The sequence below is a fragment of the Sporocytophaga sp. genome (genome assembly GCF_017745095.1).
Lineage (GTDB): Bacteria > Bacteroidota > Bacteroidia > Cytophagales > Cytophagaceae > Sporocytophaga.
Window position 1 is genome coordinate 485,928 of the sequence record NZ_JAGHZZ010000001.1, and the last position, 18,567, is coordinate 504,494.

Here is an 18,567-nt window from a genome sequence, read left to right on the forward strand (position 1 = left end):
AATGTTTGAATTAATAGCCAAAGGAATAACAAAAATTTTCGGTACCAAATCAGAGAGGGACTTGAAGGAGCTGGGACCATACGTGCAGTTGGTAAATGACGAATATGCGAAATTGAAATCTATTTCCGACGATCAGTTAAGAGCTAAAACCGCTGAGCTTAAAGGAATCATTGCAAGTGACCTTAAATCTCTGGATGAGCAGATTGCTGCACTTCATAAAAAGATTGCCGATAATCCTGATCTTGATATTAATGAAAAGGAAAAGACCTTTGGTGAAATAGACAAACTAGAGAAGCAGAGAAACAAAGACCTTGAAGCAGTGCTGATGAAAATTCTTCCTACTGCTTTTGCTGTTGTTAAGGAAACAGCAAGAAGATGGAAGGAAAACGGAGAAATCGTAGTAGAAGCCGGTGAATTTGATAAAGCGATTGCTTCGAAAAGAAAAGGGGTTGAAATAGTTGGGAATAAAGCACACTGGAAAAATAAATGGATTGCCGCCGGTAATGAAATTACCTGGGAAATGCTCCACTACGATGTTCAGATCATTGGTGGTGTGGTACTTCACCAAGGTAAAATTGCTGAAATGGCAACTGGTGAAGGTAAAACTCTTGTTGCTACTTTCCCTGCATACCTGAATGCACTTGCAGGTAAAGGTGTTCACATCGTTACAGTTAACGATTACCTTGCAAAAAGGGACTCAGAGTGGATGGGGCCTCTTTATGAATTCCACGGTCTTACAGTAGACTGTATTGATAAGCATGAGGCAAATTCAGAGGAACGCGCCGCTGCATACCGTGCTGATATTACCTTTGGTACAAACAATGAATTTGGCTTCGATTATCTGAGAGATAATATGGCCAGAGATACTGATGATCTGGTACAGAGAGAACATTTTTATGCAATGGTCGATGAGGTGGACTCTGTCCTAATTGATGATGCAAGAACTCCATTGATCATTTCTGGTCCGGTTCCAAGAGGAGATGAGCACGAGTTCTATGAATTAAAGCCTCGCGTTTATAAAATTGTAGAAGCGCAAAAGAAAATCGTTAACAACTACCTTGTTGAGGCGAAAAAGAAAATTGCCGAAGGTGATGAAAAAGCTGGTGGATTAGCTCTTTTCAGAGCGTACAGAGGTCTTCCGAAAGCTAAGCCTTTGATTAAGTACCTCAGTGAAATGGGTATCAAATCGATCCTTCAGAAAACAGAAAGCTATTATCTGCAGGAAAATGGAAAAATGATGCCTGAAGCAGATGAACCATTGTATTTCACTATCGATGAGAAACATAACAACATTGAGCTTACAGAGAAAGGTATCGACTTCATCACTGGAGAAGGCGAGGATCCAAACCTGTTTATCCTTCCGGATATAGCTACAGGGCTAGATGCAATCGAAGGTAATAAAGCTCTTCCGGAGGAGATAAGAATTACTCAAAAAGAAGCTTTATTAAAAGAATATTCAGATAAATCTCAGCGTGTTCATACAATTCAGCAATTACTGAAAGCATATGCTTTATTTGAAAAAGATGTAGATTATATCATCGTTGAGAATAAAGTAAAGATTGTTGATGAGCAGACAGGTCGTGTGATGGAAGGAAGAAGATATTCTGACGGACTTCACCAGGCCCTTGAAGCAAAAGAAAATGTGAAGGTAGAAGAGGCTACTCAAACCTATGCAACAATCACACTTCAGAACTATTTCAGAATGTACCATAAGCTTGCCGGTATGACTGGTACTGCGGAGACTGAAGCAGGTGAGTTCTGGGAGATCTATAAACTTGATGTTGTTGTTATTCCTACTAACAGAGGAATTGTCAGAGACGATAGAGAAGATAAAGTATATAAAACAGTAAGAGAAAAATTCAATGCTGTTGCAGATGAAATCAGTGAACTAACTAAGCAAGGACGTCCTGTTCTTGTTGGTACTACTTCCGTTGAGATTTCCGAATTGTTGAGCAGAATGCTTAAACTTCGTAATATCAAACACCAGGTATTGAATGCGAAGTACCACCAGAAAGAAGCAGAGATTGTTGCAGAAGCTGGTAAAGCGTCTACTGTAACGATCGCAACCAACATGGCTGGTCGTGGTACGGATATTAAACTTACTGCTGAATCTAAAAACGCTGGAGGTTTGGCTATTATCGGTACAGAGAGACATGAGTCTCGTCGTGTAGACAGACAGCTCCGCGGTCGTTCAGGTCGTCAGGGAGATCCGGGATCTTCACAGTTCTTCGTAAGTCTTGAAGATAACCTGATGCGTTTGTTCGGTTCGGACAGAATAGCTAAGTTCATGGACCGTCTTGGTCTTGAAGAAGGTGAGGTAATTCAGCATTCTATGATTACCAAATCAATTGAAAGAGCTCAGAAGAAAGTTGAAGAAAACAACTTTGGCGTCAGAAAAAGACTTCTTGAGTATGATAACGTAATGAACTCTCAAAGAGAAGTGATTTACACAAGAAGAAGAAATGCTTTATTTGGCGAGCGTCTGGAGCTTGATATCCTGACGATGATTTATGACCTTTCTGATAACATCGTTACAAATGGCAAAGCAGTTGAAAATTATGAAGACTTTAAACTAAGTATCCATACTATTTTCGGCTTTACTTCAAGCATTTCTCAGGATGACTTTAATAAGCTTAAAACTGATGCTTTAACAGATAGATTATATAACGAGGCATTGAAATTCTACGCTGATAAAGCTCAGAATCTTGTAGGAAAAACCTTGCCTATATTTAAGGAAATAGAAGCTACAAAAGGAAGAGAAGTTACTTCTGTAGGAATTCCTTTCACTGATGGCAGAAGAAGTATAAATGTTTCCGGCGATCTGAAAAAACTGGTTACTCCAAACTCAAGAGAGTTGGTTACTTCGGTTGAGAAATATGCTTCATTAGCCTTTATCGATATGGCATGGAAGGAGCATTTAAGGGATATGGATGATCTGAAGCAGTCTGTTCAGAATGCAGTATTTGAGCAGAAAGATCCATTGCTCGTATATAAATTTGAGGCATTCCAGATGTTTAAGGCATTCCTAGGTAAGGTTAATGAAGATACAGTATCATTCCTTTACAAAGCTGATTTACCAGTTAGAGAAGCAGAGGAAGTTCAGGAAGCGAGACACCCGAGACCTGTTCAGAATCTGAGAGAAAATAAAGATGAAGCAAGAAGCGTTCTTTCTGGAAATGGTCAGCCTACTGCTATGTCAGAACCTGAGCAGCCTAAAGTATTACCTGTTAAATCTGAAAAAATAGCAGGACGTAACGATAGGGTATCTGTTCAATATAACGACGGAAGCATAAAGAAAGACGTGAAATATAAAACTGTTGAAGATGATATCAACAACAATAAATGCGTAATCATTGATGAAGACTAAAAAACTAATCAGCCGTCTTGGCTTACTGAGTGTTGTATTCGTTCTGATGAGCTGTGCAAAAGGCCAGACTCAAATGAAACAGGATACTACCAAAGGTATGTTCAAGGAGGATCTGACTGCCTACAGGCCTAAGTACGATACTGACTCAGCCCCAAAGACTTCTCCTAAGGAAACAAAAAGTACACCTCCTGCAAGTGGAGGTAATACCAGTGCGCCGGCCACTGCAGGACAAACAGCAGACGCACGTGTTGATTCTGTAGCTGCAAGGAACAAAAGTATCAATAAAAGTGCACAGGGCTACAGAGTGCTTGTATATTCAGGTAATAGCAGTGAGGAGTCCAGAAAGGTTAGAGAGCGTATTTATAAGATTCTTCCGGATGCTGATATTTATGCTCAGTACAAGCAACCTACTTTCAGAGTGAAGGTGGGTGATTGCTTTAACAGAATAGAGGCGAACAATCTCTACGTAAAGCTGAAGGATGAATTCCCTGAAGCTAAGATTGTACCTGATCAGATTAACATTATTGTCAAAGAGTAAATTTTTATGAGTCTTGTTCCAAGAATAAAAGAGCTGGCTGCAAAGTATGCAGGAGATACTGTAAACGACAGAAGATATTTGCATGCCAACCCTGAATTGTCTTTTGAGGAATTCAATACATGTAAGTATGTAGCAGATAAGCTCAGAAGTTTTGGAATTGAAACTCAGGAAGGCATTGCAGATACGGGAGTTGTCGGACTTATAAAAGGAAGAAATCCAGAAAAGAAGATTATCGCACTGAGAGCTGATATGGATGCGCTTCCTATTATAGAGGCTAATGATGTTCCTTATAAATCAAAGAATGTAGGTGTGATGCATGCTTGTGGGCATGATGTACATACTTCCTCTTTGCTAGGCTCTGCAAGGATATTGCAGGAGGTAAGGGATTCATTTGAAGGAACTATTAAACTGGTTTTTCAACCAGGTGAAGAAAAAATTCCTGGTGGAGCTTCTTTAATGATTAAAGCTGGGGTGTTGAAAAATCCTGCTCCCGTAAACATTATTGGTCAGCACGTAATGCCAGCAATCCCAGCAGGAAAAGTTGGTTTCCGCTCCGGCATGTATATGGCAAGTGCAGACGAAATCTATGTTACAGTAAAAGGTAAAGGTGGTCATGCAGCTATGCCTGATAAAAATATTGATCCAATCCTCATAGCTTCTCACATAATCATTGCGTTGCAGCAAATCGTAAGTAGAAATTGTGATCCTAAGCTGCCTTGTGTTCTTTCCTTTGGTAAATTCATTGCGAATGGTGCAACCAATGTTGTTCCAAATGAAGTGAAGATCGAGGGTACATTCAGAACCCTGGACGAAAAATGGAGAAAGGATGCTCATGCCAAAATGAAAAAAATGGCAGAATGCATCGCTGAAGGGATGGGCGGCGAATGTGAGTTTACCGTACTTAATGGTTATCCTTATTTAAGAAATGAGCCAGAATTGACAGGCAGACTTAAATCTTTTGCTACAGATTTTCTTGGTGAAGAGAATGTAGTTGACCTTGATTTATGGATGGCATCTGAAGATTTTGCCTACTATACTCAGCAGATAGATGCATGTTTCTACAGGTTGGGTGTTAGAAATGAAGCTAAAGGGATAATTTCCGGAGTACATACTCCAACTTTTGATATTGATGAGACCGCTCTTGAAACAGGCTCCGGATTGATGGCTTGGCTAGCAGTCAATGAGCTTGGTTCTTAAAATTATTTTAAAGGGGAAGTTGTTAAATCTTCCCCTTTGTTTTTTTAGCCTCTTTTTCCTTGGCTTATTGTTGTTTACGACTGGTAGCATTGTTCAGCATTTTGATTGCAAACTGTGGGGCAATTCTTGAAAGCCAGTGCAGCAATTCCACTTTACCTACTCTTATCTCCGTTTGTCCCTTTTCGAGTTTGGAAATCATTTCAGAAACAGCTTTGTCAACTGGTATTGCCATTTTGGGTGGATTGCCATTGTGCCATGGAGTATCTACCACTGGCAATAGAACTTCTGTGATTGTGGTAGGAGATGACTTACTTAATTGCATTCTTAAAACCTGCGTAAAGGAGTGTAATGCAGCTTTTGTCGCATTATAAAACGGATATATTTCTCTTGGAGCATAAACTAGTCCTGTCGAAATATTAACGATTTGAGAGCGCTTATTTTTCTCAATTACCGGAAGTAATATTTTGATCAGTCTGATTGGAGCCATGATGTTAATGTTAAATTCCTCAACCGCTTTTGGTAAAGCAAATTCATCTGTCCTGAAGTCTATTTTATTGACTATTGCGGCATTATTAATCAATATATTAAGACCTGGATATTTTGAAATGATTTGATTACACAGATCATTACAATCTTTTATTTTGGAAAGGTCACATTGAAAAATATCTATTTCGGGAATTTCCTTTTGTGCCTGCTGAAGCTTTTCAATAGTACGGCCACAAATCAGAACTTTGCAACCTTTCTGAGTAAGTTCCTTTGCCAGTTGAAGTCCCACGCCGGAACTGCCACCGGTTATTAGTACGATATCTCCTTTTTGCATTTTTTCAATTACTTGATTAGAATGCAAAAACAAGAAAAAAATTTTATTAAAAATTAACCTAAGTTAATGATTTTCATTTTTTCTTATTCTACTTAAAGATATTGGTGATATTCCAAGGTACGATGCGATCATATGTTGCTTGACGCGGTTTTCAAGTGTGGGAAATTCATTGAGAAAGTCCATGTATCTTTCTCTTGCATCAAGTAAAAGCAGATCTCTTTCTCTTTTTTCTTTAGTGACGAATGCATGTTCTAGCATTGCAATCAATAAGACGCTCCAACACTCATGTCTCTTTTTTACCTCAAGCCATTGTGCATAGTCAATTTCAAAAATGTCACTATCTTCTAATGCTTCTATATACAATAAGGAGGGCTTTTGAGCAATCATTGCAGAATAGGAAACAATAAATTTTCCTTCTGTTAAAAAGTTTTTAGTGAATTCCTTTCCCGTTTTATCAATATAGAGATATCTGAAAAGCCCTTCATTGATGAATGCAAACTTTCTCGGAATTTGACCTTCAGATATGAAGTACTCACCTTTGTTTACTCTGACGGGTTTTAAAAGCTTTAAAAAATAATCAGTTTCTTCTGCAGTAGAGGAAGCAACAAGGCTCAGAAAACTTTTGATTTTTTTTAATGAATCACTATTGTTTGGATTACCTTTCATTCAATGCAAACTATATTGCCTGCTCTAATTTGCATATTTTCAGAATGAAAAGCTATCCTTAACTTTAGGAGGGATAGTTGCTTAGGTTTTAGTTACAGGATATAAAGATTATTGTGCATATTGGGAGTCAGCAAGAGATGGTAAACCAAGTCTCTGGGCTTGGAGGTTGTACATCTTTTCTGCAAAAGCATCACTGGTAATATGGTATCTTGCGCCTACGTATTTTTTAATATTTCCATTTTCATCAAAAACAGGGACCAGATAGGCATCCACCCAATAGTGGCTTCCGTCTTTTGCTTTGTTTTTGATGATGGCATTAAATGTTTCACCTCTTTTAATAGTGCTCCAAAAAATTTTAAATAGTGCAGGTGGCATATCCGGATGTCTGAATATATTGTGAGGTTTGCCGATAAGCTCTTCTGCAGTATACTTAGACACCGTACAGAGCTTTTCGTTTACCATAGTAATGGTTCCATATTGATCTGATTCGGAAAGGATGGTTGTCAGACTAAAAACCTTTTCACGGATTTCCATTTCCATTTTCTGATTTTCAGTTATGGATACAATGCGGGAAAGCTCTTCCTGCGCAGTATTTAGCTCTTCCAGGTTTTGTCTCAGTTCCTCTTCTTGTGCACGCATGGATTCTGCCTGACTCTGAGTTTCGTGAAGTAGTTTTTGTGTATGAAGGCTAGTTCTCAAAGAAGTAATAGAAGCAGCAAGACTTTCACCTGCCTTTTTCAGTAATTCAATTTTATAACTTTCTATCTTTTTGAAACAGGCAAATTCCATAACACCATAAACTGTATCGTTTACAATCAGAGGGCAGATAACAACAAATTGCGGCAAAGCTTCTCCTAACCCTGACGTAATGCGGATATAATCTTTAGGTACATCGGATAGAATAATCAAGTCTTTCTCCAGGTAACATTGGCCAACAAGCCCTTCACCGGGAAGTATCGTGTTTTTGATATACTTTTTATGCCCATATGCATAACACCCCGTCAACTCCAAATGCTTATCCCCCTCATGATCATTTAAAATGAATAGTGAGCCCTGATTGGCGTTGATATATTTTGTTAGAAATGAAATGGCTTTATCAGACAAGTCATCGATTTTCTTGTCATTAGTTCTTATTAGTTCAGAAATTTTGGCAATACCTATATTGATAAAATTTTCATTTTCGTTTTTTTCAGTGGCATCAAAAATGTATTTATGCATTTTTATCAATGCTAATCCTAGTTTGTCATCTTCTTCAGCCTTGAATTCCTTTTCCAGATTGCCTTCCGAAATGTCCTCGGCAAATTCAATTCCTTTATTGATCCTAGCCAATTCCTTTGTAAGATTTAAGTTTGAAGCAAGACTAACTTTTGCAGATGCCTCAAATTCATAACTCCAATATCCGCAAAGCAAAAAGATAACTGCCGCGAGTAATGCATGAATAATAAAAGTGTTTAAAGGCATGTAATCAGCAGTAGTAAAATAAACTTCTTTCATACCTGCATACTGCAGGTAGCCGAAAAGTGCATGATGTACTATAACTATAGTTGCCAAAGGAATTTGATTCTTCCAATTTCTATAGTATATGAGAATAATAGACCCTATAAATGCGAAGAAATGCATCTCTAGCATACCATGCATCTGGTAGATAAACTGAGCCATAAAAATTCCCAATGATAAACTACCCACATGTTGATACCATAATTTGTCCGGTGCCAGCTTTAAAGTGGTGAAATACATAATCAGGTTCAGAGCTCCAGCAGCAATGGCGATCAGATAGGTATCATATACAAATGAAATAACAAGCCCGAATGCAAAGAAAGAACTAAGAAAATAGCTGAGAAACTGAGGCTTGATATTCATGAATTCTGAAGAATCTTTATTGGTAGTGCTATTGGAAGTAATCATTGAGTTTTAAGAAAATTAAGGTCAGAGTTGAGGTTGCATCCATACGCTTTGGATGCTATAGGAGGTATATTAGGTAGTGGTTTATTGTTTAGTAAGGAGTCAAGGACGATTTCCGGGAAATACGTTTCTTTATCCGTGCAAAAGCGTGCTTTATTATAGTTACCTCTGTATATTATAATACCATCCTTTAGTATAACAGCTTGTGGTGTTGCATAGACACCAAGGGAATCAGCAATTGAGCCATCATCCGCAATAAGTTTGAAATGGAATGTGTTCTTGTAATCTTTGATATATGCTTGCTCAACAACTGCAAGAAAGGTTATGCGATCCTTGTACTTCCTTTGCAGAGACTGGATATATTCTGAATTGAATTTAGAGCAGGGGCAATTAGGGTTGAAAAAATGAAGAAGTATTGGTTTTTGATATTCATTGAATAAGGAAGTCCTATGGCCTATGCTGATAGTTTTATAGTTATCAGGAACTGAAGTCGGAAGGCTGTACCTATAATATTCGTTCCATAGAAGAACGCATACAGAAATTAAACAAAATGGGATTATTAGAAGTATTAAACCTTTTTTCAAGATTACAGAAACTGGTTACGAAAAGTCAACGATGAAGACTTTAAAAATTGCAACGTGAAGCTCGGTCAGGATTCCTCTGGAGACGTAAGACCCTTTGATCATTGCTCCTTTTTTGGGTTTCAAGGAGTAGACGAAATTTTTTTTTACAAATATGAAAGAGGTATTGGTGCTCATGAAACTATTTTAATCAAAATATCAGGCACAAAACTCCTGTAAAGAAAAATATGAATATTAGGTTTTTAGGCTGTATTATTTTTTAAGGATATTAAAATGCAAAATATAAAGGGATGAAAATGCTTCTTCGATTATTTTTGTAGAAATGGAAATAAAGGATTTTGGCTTAACAGGCTTAAAAGTATCGCGAATGGGTCTTGGACTTGCTGCATTGGGAAGGCCCGGTTATATTAATCTTGGTCATGGTAAAGATCTGAGCTTTGATTATAATCCTGGTTCAATGAAGTCACACACCTTAAAAGTACTGGACTGTGCTTATGGACTTGGAATCAGGTATTTTGATGTAGCAAGAAGCTATGGAAAAGGAGAGGAGTTTTTATCGTATTGGATAAAAGCAAATACAGAAAAGAAGGATTTTATTGTTGGCTCTAAATGGGGGTATACTTATACTGCAGATTGGAAAGTTGATGCTGTTAAGCATGAAGTAAAAGAACATACTTCCAATGTACTGGAACGCCAATATCCTGAGTCTGCAAAGCTGTTAGGAGATTATTTGTCTATTTACCATATTCATTCAGCGACATTGGACAGTGGAGTACTTGATAATAAGAAAGTGCTTGAAAAGTTGTGGCAGTTAAAGGAATCTGGGATTATAGTTGGACTTTCACTCAGTGGTATAGGTCAAGGAGAAACCCTTGATAAGGCCCTGAACATAAGAAATGGAGGAGATAGGCTTTTTCAATCAGTCCAGGTAACGTGGAACTTGCTTGAGCAGTCAGCCACAAATATATTGACGAAAGCTTCATCAAATGGCTGTGGTATTATTGTGAAGGAAGCTTTGGCTAATGGCAGGTTAACGGATAGGAATGGGGATTTATCTTTCGCAGGTAAAAGGGAAATATTGGATAAACTTGCCGTGAAATATGATTGTGGAATCGATGCCTTGTCACTGGCGTTTGTATTGAATCAGAAATGGGCTAATGTGGTCCTCAGTGGAGCTTCTACAGAAGAACAATTAAAATCAAATGTAGAATCATTGCAAATTGTATTGGATGAGCGGGATATTGCAGTTTTGGAGAGTCTCAAAGAAGAACCCTCTGCATATTGGTCTTCCAGGTCAGAACTTAGCTGGAATTAAATCCAAATTAAGCATTAGCCATTGAAAATCCTGGTTAATCATCAAAATCAAAATTACTTGATTTGCACTTCTAATCGGTTAATTAACGCAGGCATTTATAGTGCTCAATCTCTGTTTAAAAAGTAGTCCGCAATTGCATACGCAACCACGGACTATATTGGAGCAGCTTAATTTTCGTTGTGAAGCCAGGATTTTTTAGCAAGTAAAATTTCCTGTGTTTCCTGAAAATCAGGATCAGGTACGCAGCAGTCTACAGGGCAAACAGCCGCACATTGTGGCTCTTCATGAAATCCCGCACATTCCGTGCACTTATTAGGAACTATATAAAAGAAGTCATTTGAAACGGGTTCATTCATTAAATTTGCATCAATATGAGACCCATCCTCAAGTTCAATTTCAGTAAGGCTTGTACCTTTTGAATAGCTCCATTCCGCACCGTTCTCGTAAATCGCAGTATTGGGGCATTCGGGCTCGCAAGCTCCGCAATTGATGCATTCCTCGGTAATTAAAATTGCCATTTTTCCTCCTTGTTTTATGAAACAAAAGTGAAGGATTTCTAAATAATTAGCTAATCAAAAAAACTTATACTGGATAACTAAAAGTTATAATGGCTATTGCAAAATCTTTTAAAAAGGTCTGTAAGTCTGGAAGTTTTCCCATGGAGTTGAATAAATTGAAAAGTTCTGTAAATGTCCAGACCTTTAACTTCCAGAATAACGAGCTCTTTGTTTTTGAGCTCATTTCCGATAGCATGAATAGAAATGAAAGCTGCCGATTCAGAGTATAACAGGTAATGTTTAATTGCTTCTGTACTTTCAAGCTGAAGTTCTATTTTAAGATCTTTCAAAGTGATTTTATCTTTATCCAGAGCTTTTAAAATAACATCTAAGGTTCCGGAGCCTTGCTCTCTAAGTATAAGAGGCAATGTTGTCAATTGAGATGGCTTTAATTCTCCACGTTGCCCTATTTTGCTTTCTGCATGTGCTACCAAAACAATTTCGTCTTTAACAAAAGCCTCATAAGCTATTTGAGGATGATGAGATATACCTTCCACAATGGCAATGTCAATTTGTTCTGATATGATTTGTTGCTCTATAAACTCGCTGTTACCACTTACAAAATGAAGCTGAATGGAAGGATGTGCTGACTTGAAGAGCGCTAATATTTTAGGTAAAACATATTGTGCCAAAGTTGTACTGGCGCCTATTCTAATTGTTCCGCTTTCAGGATTTTGCAATTGGGCAAGATCATTTTCAAGTGCGGCATAAACCTTGAAAATTTGCTGTGCATGTTTTAATAAGACCTGTCCTGCAGGAGTGAGTGTTATATTATTACCATGCCTTTTAAAAAGTGCCAATCCGGTTTGTTCTTCCAGCTCTTTGATATGTTTAGTGACCGCAGGCTGGGAAATGAAAAGTTCCTGGGCGGCTTTAGTAAAGCTTAATTTTTGAGAAACCGAATAAAATACTTTGAGTCGAAAATCAAAAATCATAAAATCAATCCTTTCGCAATGGTGAATCGCTTATTGTACCGGTGGAATCCTATTCACGTGCTATCTGGACGAATTTAACAATTTATGAGAGATTCTATTGTGTAAACTTTTTATTCCTGTTGGACTGCCTTTTTCTCTCCTTCAACCTCAAGTTCTTTTAGTGAAACCATTTTTACTTGTTCAGTAACAAGAAAATCCTTGCCAGCTTTTTTCATAGTGAAAAGCGCTAAGATCTGATAAATTATAAAAGAAGGTATTCCATAAAGATTTGACCATATAGCTTTAGGTGCATTTCCTAGATAGAGTACCCATAGGAAATTTAAAACGAAAATCAGGCCCCCTGAAAAGACCATCACTGAAAGCTGAGGAAATAATAAAAGATCTATGATAAATAGAAATGCACAAGAGAAAACCAGAATAAACAGCGGTGGGGATAATGTCATGGTACCAAAAAGGAACTTATTGAAAGAAAATCTTTCTATTCCTGATGCAATCAGTTGCAGTGAATATTTGGTGTTTTCAAAATAAGATCTTAGCCATCTTGATCTTTGTCTCACCAATTGGTCTGACTTGGATATTTTTTCATCATAAACAAGGGCATCTTTAGCAAAAGCTATTTGAATGTTATTTCCAACAAGGAAGTTTTGTAGAATTTTATCTTCTGCGATAATGAGACCGTTACTATTTTCACTAATTCTCGGGGAGGAAAGGTACTTTTTAAACAGTTCAGTTTCGATTACCATTCCTGATCCAGCAATATTTGCAGAAGAGTTTAATATGTAGGGTACAAGTTTTTGGGTATAGTTAAAATAAAGTTCGCCTGTTGCATCTAGGCATGCAGTGGTAGAATCAAGGTTTTTCGCAACTCTCTTTCCCTGAATAGCAGTATAACCAGCACCCATGTAATTATTAGCAATTGCAAGAAAGTCTGGGTGCATGAGATTATCCGCATCCATAACTATGATGGCATCGTGGTTCCTCACTGCCTGACTCATTGCAAAGATAAGAGAACGAACTTTGGACCCTAGTTTTTTAGGAGGCAAACAAATTTTCAGTTTAGGGTCTTCCGGAATAGTTAATGCTTGCTCTGCTGAACAGTCATCTGCAATGAGATAAATATGGAATTTATCATAGCCTTGTTCAAGTATAGATTCTATAAGGGGACGAGTAATAGGTAAATTTTTATAGGCAGTTATGATAATACCGAAATCCTTTTGCTCAGAACTTTTTTGAAACTTTTTTTCCCTAAACAACAGTGAAAATAGAACTGTAAGAAATGGAAATAGGAGAAAGAATGTAATGAGGCTACTCGCGAAAAGTAAGAAATAGTACAAAGCATGCATCATAAACCTGATTTTTAATATCTTCTATTTAGTAATAGTCTTTTGTTGTAAATTATCCATACAATATTACACGTAATGGATTTGAAAAAATGTTTCTGTTAATATCTGATTACAAAGTTTTTGTTTTAAATGACCTAAATTCTTTCAGATTTGAATCACTTGACTTCCCCTTTTTCGGATATTGTAATTTTAACAGATTCTTAAGATAAGATATAATAATTTTATTGACTGTTTTTTGGTGATTGATTTCCTAAATATTTCTCCCCTTTGATTTGATTAAATATTCAAAAAAAATCTATTGAAATTAATTATAAAATGTAATAGATCAAAGGGCTGAGGTAAAATTTTAAAAATATACTTTGGATGAAGTAATTGAAATTAAGAATCTTCCCCTATCGATTTCTGCATATCTATAATTGTAGGATATGGACTTATACTTTTTTCAGGTAAAATATTTTTTTAAGTTTACTACATTACTTCCCTGTCCTTTAGGAATTGAGTTATACCAGATTCAGAAATATTTATTTTGTTTAATTTAACATTGGAAAATGAAAAACCGTTGTGGGTGGACGAAAGATGATCCATTAATGATTGCATATCATGATGAAGAATGGGGAGTGCCTGTTCATGATGATCAGAAACATTTTGAGTTTCTGGTGCTGGATGCTTTTCAGGCAGGGTTGAGCTGGAAAACAGTACTTTATAAACGGGAAGCATTCCGAAAGGCTTTTGGTGGATTTGATGTAAAGAAAGTTGCTAAAATGACTGATGCCCAACTTGAAAAACTTTTATTAGATCAATCCATTATTCGTAACCGTCTCAAAATTTTTGGAACCGTTAAAAACGCCAAAGCCTTCATTGAAATTCAAAAGGAGTTTGGCTCTTTTGATAAATATATCTGGAGCTTTGTAGGTGATAAACCTATTGTCAATAATCGCAAGAGTATCAGAGAAGTCCCTGCTACAAGTAAAGAAAGTGATGCAATGAGTAAAGCATTAAAGAAGAGAGGCTTCACATTTGTGGGATCCACTATTTGCTATGCATACATGCAGGCCGCGGGATTAGTAAATGATCATATAGAAGGATGTTTTCGGTATAAACAGATATTGAAACTATAGCCACATTCTTTAAGATTTGTTATAGAGTAGATGCTTTTGGGATTCGCATTTTTTTTACTATTGAATGCGCATAACTCCTGATTTAAAAAAAGTCTGCTATTAAAAATCCTTGGCCATTAAGGTTTAAACTGACGTTTTTAACAAAAATCATTTTCCTCAGGTTCTTCTAATAGTCCTTGAATACTATGGATAGAACACTATGGATAGAAATCTTTTAACTAAATTTTTCGCCCTGATACTCGGCTGTTTTTTTGGAGGCATTCCTTCAATGGCTGAAGTCAGAAGGATATCCCTGGATGAAAATCCATTTGTAAGTGAAAAGTATATGTTGCTAAAGGTTGATCAGGGGGGCACATTAGATACATCGATGACTTTTTGTGATGAAGAGACGGTATCAATTGTGGGTACGAATCTGCCTGCGTTTGCCAAGCTTACTTACAATGGAGGTGGCAATGCATCGGTTTCTCTTGCACCACTAATGGAAACAGGGGTATTTGATAAGGTATATATAGTTGCTTCAGATAGTTATGGTGGTAGTGACACAATATTCGTTACAATCCAAGTGAATAAGATGCTTTACAGGGTTAATTCTGGAGGTCCTGTGGTCAAAGATCTTCCAATGGAATGGGCTACAGATATGCAGGAAGCGCCTGCTCCATATCTGGATGCAAACAGTGCAAATTATACAACTGGAAGTAATATGTGGACCGGAACGAATACTACAGGAGCCCCGGATTTACTTTTTGGAGACAATAGGCTCAACCTGCTTGAAAATAAATCTTTAATTATGAAATTTCCGGTTCCTCAAAACGGGAGATATAAAGTCAATCTATATTTTGCCCAAAAGGTTAATGGTGATGTAACAGGCCCAGGCCAGCAGATTTTTCATGTAAAAGTGGAGAATACCATGGCCCTTGAAAACTTTGACATTTATGCAGAAGCTGGAATGGATGCTATAAAAAAAACTTGCATCGTTGAAGTAAATGATAAGACATTAAATGTTAATTTCTTTAGAAAAAAAGGAAATCCTCAAGTTAATGCTATTGAAATTTTTCAAATAGAGGAAGATCCGGTATTCATTGAAGAAGGTAACATTGCTGGTGATATGGTTGCAATTCCAAATCCGACAGCGGATAAAGTTCAAATCAGATTTAAGGGATATTTGAATGGAATAGTTACCGTCGCTTTATATGATGAAAGAAACAGAATCATTTTCAGAAAGAATATGGCTCTTTTATGCGGGAAGTCTATCAGACTTAATCTCGAAGAAATGAGCCTTGCCTCAGGAGAGTATTATGTTCAGGTATTAACTGCAAATAAAAAATATTTTGCGAGAGTAATGCTATTAAGATGATAATAATACTGAACTAAATTGTTCAAAATTAGAAGAAAAGAGATAGTTAACAATTCCTTAATACTTCAGTAATATTAAGGGAACATCCCGTATTTACTTTTACATGCCATTCACAAACAGGCATGAACGCAAGCAAAAAATACAGGATACTTATAGTAGATGATGAGCCATCCATTGTCGAAATATTGGATTACAACCTCAGGAAAGAAGGTTACCTGACCAAGTCGGCCTGTGATGGTAAGGATGCGATAAATTGTATCAAATCTTTTGCTCCAGACCTGATCTTATTAGATATAATGATGCCTACGATTGATGGTATTGAAACGTGTAGGCAAATCAGGGCCATGGAGGGCACAGAAAACACGCATATTATTTTTTTAACAGCCCGCTCTGAAGAATATTCGGAAGTGGCAGCATTTGAGGTTGGAGGCAACGATTTTATTACAAAGCCTATTAAGCCAAGGGCGCTCTTAAGCAGGATATCAGCAATTTTCAGAAGAGGATTAATAGAAGAGAAAAGCGGGAATATTGTTTCATTCAAAGATATAACAATCAATAAAGAAAGTTATACGGTTCTGAAGAACAATGAGAAGGTTGCACTCACTAAAAAAGAGTTTGAGTTACTTTTCTTTTTGTGCTCTCATCCTAATAAAGTTTTTAACAGAGATGATCTGCTCAAGAAAATTTGGGGAGATGACATCTTTGTAGTATCAAGAACTATTGATGTTCATATCAGGAAGATAAGGGAGAAGATTGGTGAAAATTATATTAACACCATCAAGGGAATAGGATACAAGTTCGAAAGCAGCGAATAGCCTCCTTATAAACTTAATAATTTATTAACCTTTTCTTAACCTGTTTTCCCCGATCCATATTGTTATTCAAATAAACAACAGTGGTTATGCATTACAGAACCATCGTAATTTCTGATATACATCTTGGAACTTCGGGCTCCAAGGCAAAAGAGATCACCTCTTTTCTAAAACATAATTCCTGTGATGAACTCATCCTCAATGGTGATATTATTGATGGATGGCAACTTAAAAAGTTCGGAGCATGGAAAAAGCATCATACCAAATTCTTTAAAAGAATACTCAGGGTTATTGAAAAATATGATACCAAAGTCATATACCTGAGGGGGAATCATGATGACTTTCTAGATACCATCATTCCTTTCAAATTTGGCAACATCTCTGTTCAAAAAGATTACATCATTACTTCCGGAGAAAAAAAGTTTTATGTTGTTCACGGGGATGTTTTCGATTCGGTAACCACTAATCTCAAGTGGATTGCTAAGCTTGGAGACATCGGTTACACCTTCCTGTTATGGCTCAACCAGCGCTATAATAATTACCGAATGAAAAGAGGCTTGCCTTACTACTCCTTATCTCAGGCAGTTAAAAGTAAGGTAAAGAAAGCGGTTTCCTATATATCGGAATTTGAAAATGAAATCATCTGTCTTGCTAAGATAAAAAAGTGTGACGGCATTATATGCGGACATATACATCAACCTGCTATAAAGAATATTAACGGGACGATCTATATGAACTCAGGAGACTGGGTGGAAAGCCTTAGTGCATTGGTAGAAGATTTTGAAGGCAACTGGAACATAGTTTATTACTCAGATTATAGCTTGGCGGAGGACGTTGCGGAAGAAGAGGAAGAAGAAGCTACCGACTTATTTGATATGGATATTATCCATTTGAAAGAAGAAATTGAAATCAGAAAAAGAACAATAACCGGTTAAAATTTAAACGTATGAAAACACTATTTAAATTGTACAGAAGACTACAGTCTGTTGTATTACAGTACCGTGTTACTATCCTTTACTTTGCTCTGAAAGGCAGCAAAATTAAAAGGCGTTTTTTATTACCTGTATGAGAATATTATATGCTATTCAGGGAACCGGGAACGGCCATTTAAGCCGTGCCCGAGATATTGTTCCTATATTGCAAAGCAGAGGTGAGCTAGACATTCTGGTAAGCGGTATTCAGGCTGATGTATCTCTTCCTTATCCTGTTAAATATAAGTTTCAAGGGTTGAGTTTTATTTTCGGGAAATCAGGCGGAGTAGATCTTATAAATACTTATTTAAAAAACAATAGCAAGAAGTTTTTCTCTGAGTTAAGGGAATTGCCGATTGAAAAATATGATGTAGTGATCAATGACTTTGAACCTGTGAGTGCCTGGGCTTGTCATCTGAAAAAGAAGCCATGCATCGCTTTAAGTCATCAGTCCGCAGTCCTTTCTCCAAAAGTGCCTAAGCCTGGCCATACGGATCATTTAGGGAGTTTTATTCTTAAAAGATATGCCCCGGCCACTCATCATTATGGGTTTCACTTTGAAGCTTTTGATGAGAATATCTTTACGCCAGTTATAAGAAAGGAAGTAAGAGAAATTGAACCATCCAACAATGGTCACTATACTGTATATCTTCCTGCTTATAATGAAGAGCGTTTGATCAAAGTACTTTCTAAGGTGAAAGATGTAAAATGGGAAGTGTTTTCTAAACATTCCAGAAAACCCTGGAAAGAAAAAAATCTAAACATTAAGCCTATTAATAACGAGGCATTCATTAAAAGTATGGCTTCTTCAGAAGGTGTGCTTTGTGGCGCTGGCTTTGAAACTCCAGCTGAAGCCCTTTACCTTGGTAAAAAACTAATGGTCATTCCTATGAAAAATCAATATGAGCAACACTACAACGCCGCTGCTTTAATGTCTATGGGAATTCCGGTTATAAAAGCACTAAAGAAAAAACACCTGGATACAATTGGTCATTGGGTTGGCAAACAACGTGGAATCAAAGTGGAGTATCCTGATATTACAGAGAGCATTATTGATAAGGTATTGGAAAATGCCATTTGTTTAAAATAGA

At 37.0% G+C, this 18,567-nt stretch carries 16 protein-coding genes; 9 read left to right on the forward strand and 7 right to left on the reverse strand.

Going from position 1 to position 18,567, the window contains the following annotated elements; genetic code table 11:
* The first annotated feature begins 1 nt into the window (after position 1).
* The 3 genes from secA to J7604_RS02060 are packed head-to-tail and all read left to right on the forward strand — an operon-like array spanning position 2 to position 5,102.
* Positions 2–3,367, forward strand: coding sequence for a preprotein translocase subunit SecA (gene secA / locus J7604_RS02050; RefSeq protein ID WP_293890317.1), 3,366 nt, complete (start codon positions 2–4; stop codon positions 3,365–3,367).
* Positions 3,357–3,905: a hypothetical protein gene (locus J7604_RS02055; protein WP_293890320.1), complete on the forward strand. Its 549-nt coding sequence runs from the start codon at positions 3,357–3,359 to the stop codon at positions 3,903–3,905. Before secA ends, J7604_RS02055 begins: the two co-directional genes overlap by 11 nt.
* A gap of 6 nt (positions 3,906–3,911) precedes the next feature.
* Positions 3,912–5,102 (forward strand): M20 family metallopeptidase, encoded by a 1,191-nt coding sequence (locus J7604_RS02060; RefSeq protein ID WP_293890324.1) that lies wholly within the window; start codon positions 3,912–3,914, stop codon positions 5,100–5,102.
* Positions 5,103–5,166: 64 nt separating this feature from the next.
* Here J7604_RS02060 and J7604_RS02065 read toward each other — a convergent pair whose 3' ends face one another.
* The 4 genes from J7604_RS02065 to J7604_RS02080 form a co-directional block, all read right to left on the reverse strand.
* A complete protein-coding gene (locus tag J7604_RS02065; RefSeq protein ID WP_367113543.1) occupies positions 5,167–5,955 on the reverse strand; it encodes an SDR family oxidoreductase in 789 nt (262 codons plus the stop codon).
* Between the two features lie 30 nt (positions 5,956–5,985).
* On the reverse strand, positions 5,986–6,588 hold the full coding sequence (locus J7604_RS02070; RefSeq protein WP_293890329.1) for a Crp/Fnr family transcriptional regulator: 603 nt from the start codon (positions 6,586–6,588) through the stop codon (positions 5,986–5,988).
* 108 nt (positions 6,589–6,696) lie between these two features.
* Positions 6,697–8,493 (reverse strand): PAS domain-containing protein, encoded by a 1,797-nt coding sequence (locus J7604_RS02075; protein WP_293890331.1) that lies wholly within the window; start codon positions 8,491–8,493, stop codon positions 6,697–6,699.
* Complete coding sequence (locus J7604_RS02080) at positions 8,490–9,074, reverse strand: hypothetical protein (RefSeq protein ID WP_293890333.1); 585 nt, start codon at positions 9,072–9,074, stop codon at positions 8,490–8,492. The genes J7604_RS02075 and J7604_RS02080 overlap by 4 nt, the downstream gene beginning before the upstream one ends.
* Before the next feature lie 319 nt (positions 9,075–9,393).
* Here J7604_RS02080 and J7604_RS02085 point away from each other — a divergent pair, with 319 nt between their 5' ends.
* On the forward strand, positions 9,394–10,386 hold the full coding sequence (locus J7604_RS02085) for an aldo/keto reductase (protein WP_293890335.1): 993 nt from the start codon (positions 9,394–9,396) through the stop codon (positions 10,384–10,386).
* Positions 10,387–10,553: 167 nt separating this feature from the next.
* On the opposite strand, the gene J7604_RS02090 is transcribed toward J7604_RS02085, so the two are convergent.
* From J7604_RS02090 to J7604_RS02100, 3 genes are all read right to left on the reverse strand, one after another.
* Positions 10,554–10,904 carry a 4Fe-4S dicluster domain-containing protein gene (locus J7604_RS02090; RefSeq protein WP_293890337.1) on the reverse strand — a complete coding sequence of 117 codons (351 nt, stop codon included), beginning with the start codon at positions 10,902–10,904 and terminating at the stop codon, positions 10,554–10,556.
* Positions 10,905–10,981: 77 nt separating this feature from the next.
* Positions 10,982–11,878, reverse strand: coding sequence for a LysR family transcriptional regulator (locus J7604_RS02095; protein ID WP_293890339.1), 897 nt, complete (start codon positions 11,876–11,878; stop codon positions 10,982–10,984).
* A 110-nt stretch (positions 11,879–11,988) separates the two neighbouring features.
* The gene (locus J7604_RS02100) at positions 11,989–13,224 is read right to left on the reverse strand and encodes a glycosyltransferase (protein WP_293890341.1); all 1,236 of its coding nucleotides are present in this window, start codon (positions 13,222–13,224) and stop codon (positions 11,989–11,991) included.
* Between the two features lie 545 nt (positions 13,225–13,769).
* Between J7604_RS02100 and J7604_RS02105 the strand changes: the two genes are divergently transcribed.
* The 5 genes from J7604_RS02105 (at position 13,770) to J7604_RS02125 (ending at position 18,566) form a co-directional block, all read left to right on the forward strand.
* Positions 13,770–14,339 carry a DNA-3-methyladenine glycosylase I gene (locus tag J7604_RS02105; RefSeq protein WP_293890343.1) on the forward strand — a complete coding sequence of 190 codons (570 nt, stop codon included), beginning with the start codon at positions 13,770–13,772 and terminating at the stop codon, positions 14,337–14,339.
* Between the two features lie 199 nt (positions 14,340–14,538).
* Positions 14,539–15,693, forward strand: coding sequence for a malectin domain-containing carbohydrate-binding protein (locus tag J7604_RS02110; protein ID WP_293890345.1), 1,155 nt, complete (start codon positions 14,539–14,541; stop codon positions 15,691–15,693).
* Positions 15,694–15,815: 122 nt separating this feature from the next.
* Positions 15,816–16,508, forward strand: a complete 693-nt coding sequence (locus J7604_RS02115; RefSeq protein WP_028978751.1) for a response regulator transcription factor — start codon at positions 15,816–15,818, stop codon at positions 16,506–16,508.
* 86 nt (positions 16,509–16,594) lie between these two features.
* On the forward strand, positions 16,595–17,440 hold the full coding sequence (locus J7604_RS02120) for a UDP-2,3-diacylglucosamine diphosphatase (RefSeq protein ID WP_293890348.1): 846 nt from the start codon (positions 16,595–16,597) through the stop codon (positions 17,438–17,440).
* Positions 17,441–17,570: 130 nt separating this feature from the next.
* Positions 17,571–18,566, forward strand: a complete 996-nt coding sequence (locus J7604_RS02125) for a glycosyltransferase family protein (protein WP_293890351.1) — start codon at positions 17,571–17,573, stop codon at positions 18,564–18,566.
* Position 18,567 lies beyond the last annotated feature (1 nt).

Excerpts from the sequence above, each read along its gene's own strand:
- J7604_RS02110 (WP_293890345.1), top strand. The coding sequence starts at position 14,539 with ATGGATAGAAATCTTTTAACTAAATTTTTCGCCCTGATACTCGGCTGT.
- secA (WP_293890317.1), top strand. The coding sequence starts at position 2 with ATGTTTGAATTAATAGCCAAAGGAATAACAAAAATTTTCGGTACCAAA.
- J7604_RS02120 (WP_293890348.1), top strand. The coding sequence starts at position 16,595 with ATGCATTACAGAACCATCGTAATTTCTGATATACATCTTGGAACTTCG.
- J7604_RS02105 (WP_293890343.1), top strand. The coding sequence starts at position 13,770 with ATGAAAAACCGTTGTGGGTGGACGAAAGATGATCCATTAATGATTGCA.
- J7604_RS02100 (WP_293890341.1), bottom strand. The coding sequence starts at position 13,224 with ATGATGCATGCTTTGTACTATTTCTTACTTTTCGCGAGTAGCCTCATT.
- J7604_RS02115 (WP_028978751.1), top strand. The coding sequence starts at position 15,816 with ATGAACGCAAGCAAAAAATACAGGATACTTATAGTAGATGATGAGCCA.
- J7604_RS02095 (WP_293890339.1), bottom strand. The coding sequence starts at position 11,878 with ATGATTTTTGATTTTCGACTCAAAGTATTTTATTCGGTTTCTCAAAAA.
- J7604_RS02125 (WP_293890351.1), top strand. The coding sequence starts at position 17,571 with ATGAGAATATTATATGCTATTCAGGGAACCGGGAACGGCCATTTAAGC.
- J7604_RS02075 (WP_293890331.1), bottom strand. The coding sequence starts at position 8,493 with ATGATTACTTCCAATAGCACTACCAATAAAGATTCTTCAGAATTCATG.
- J7604_RS02085 (WP_293890335.1), top strand. The coding sequence starts at position 9,394 with ATGGAAATAAAGGATTTTGGCTTAACAGGCTTAAAAGTATCGCGAATG.
- J7604_RS02070 (WP_293890329.1), bottom strand. The coding sequence starts at position 6,588 with ATGAAAGGTAATCCAAACAATAGTGATTCATTAAAAAAAATCAAAAGT.
- J7604_RS02055 (WP_293890320.1), top strand. The coding sequence starts at position 3,357 with ATGAAGACTAAAAAACTAATCAGCCGTCTTGGCTTACTGAGTGTTGTA.
- J7604_RS02060 (WP_293890324.1), top strand. The coding sequence starts at position 3,912 with ATGAGTCTTGTTCCAAGAATAAAAGAGCTGGCTGCAAAGTATGCAGGA.
- J7604_RS02090 (WP_293890337.1), bottom strand. The coding sequence starts at position 10,904 with ATGGCAATTTTAATTACCGAGGAATGCATCAATTGCGGAGCTTGCGAG.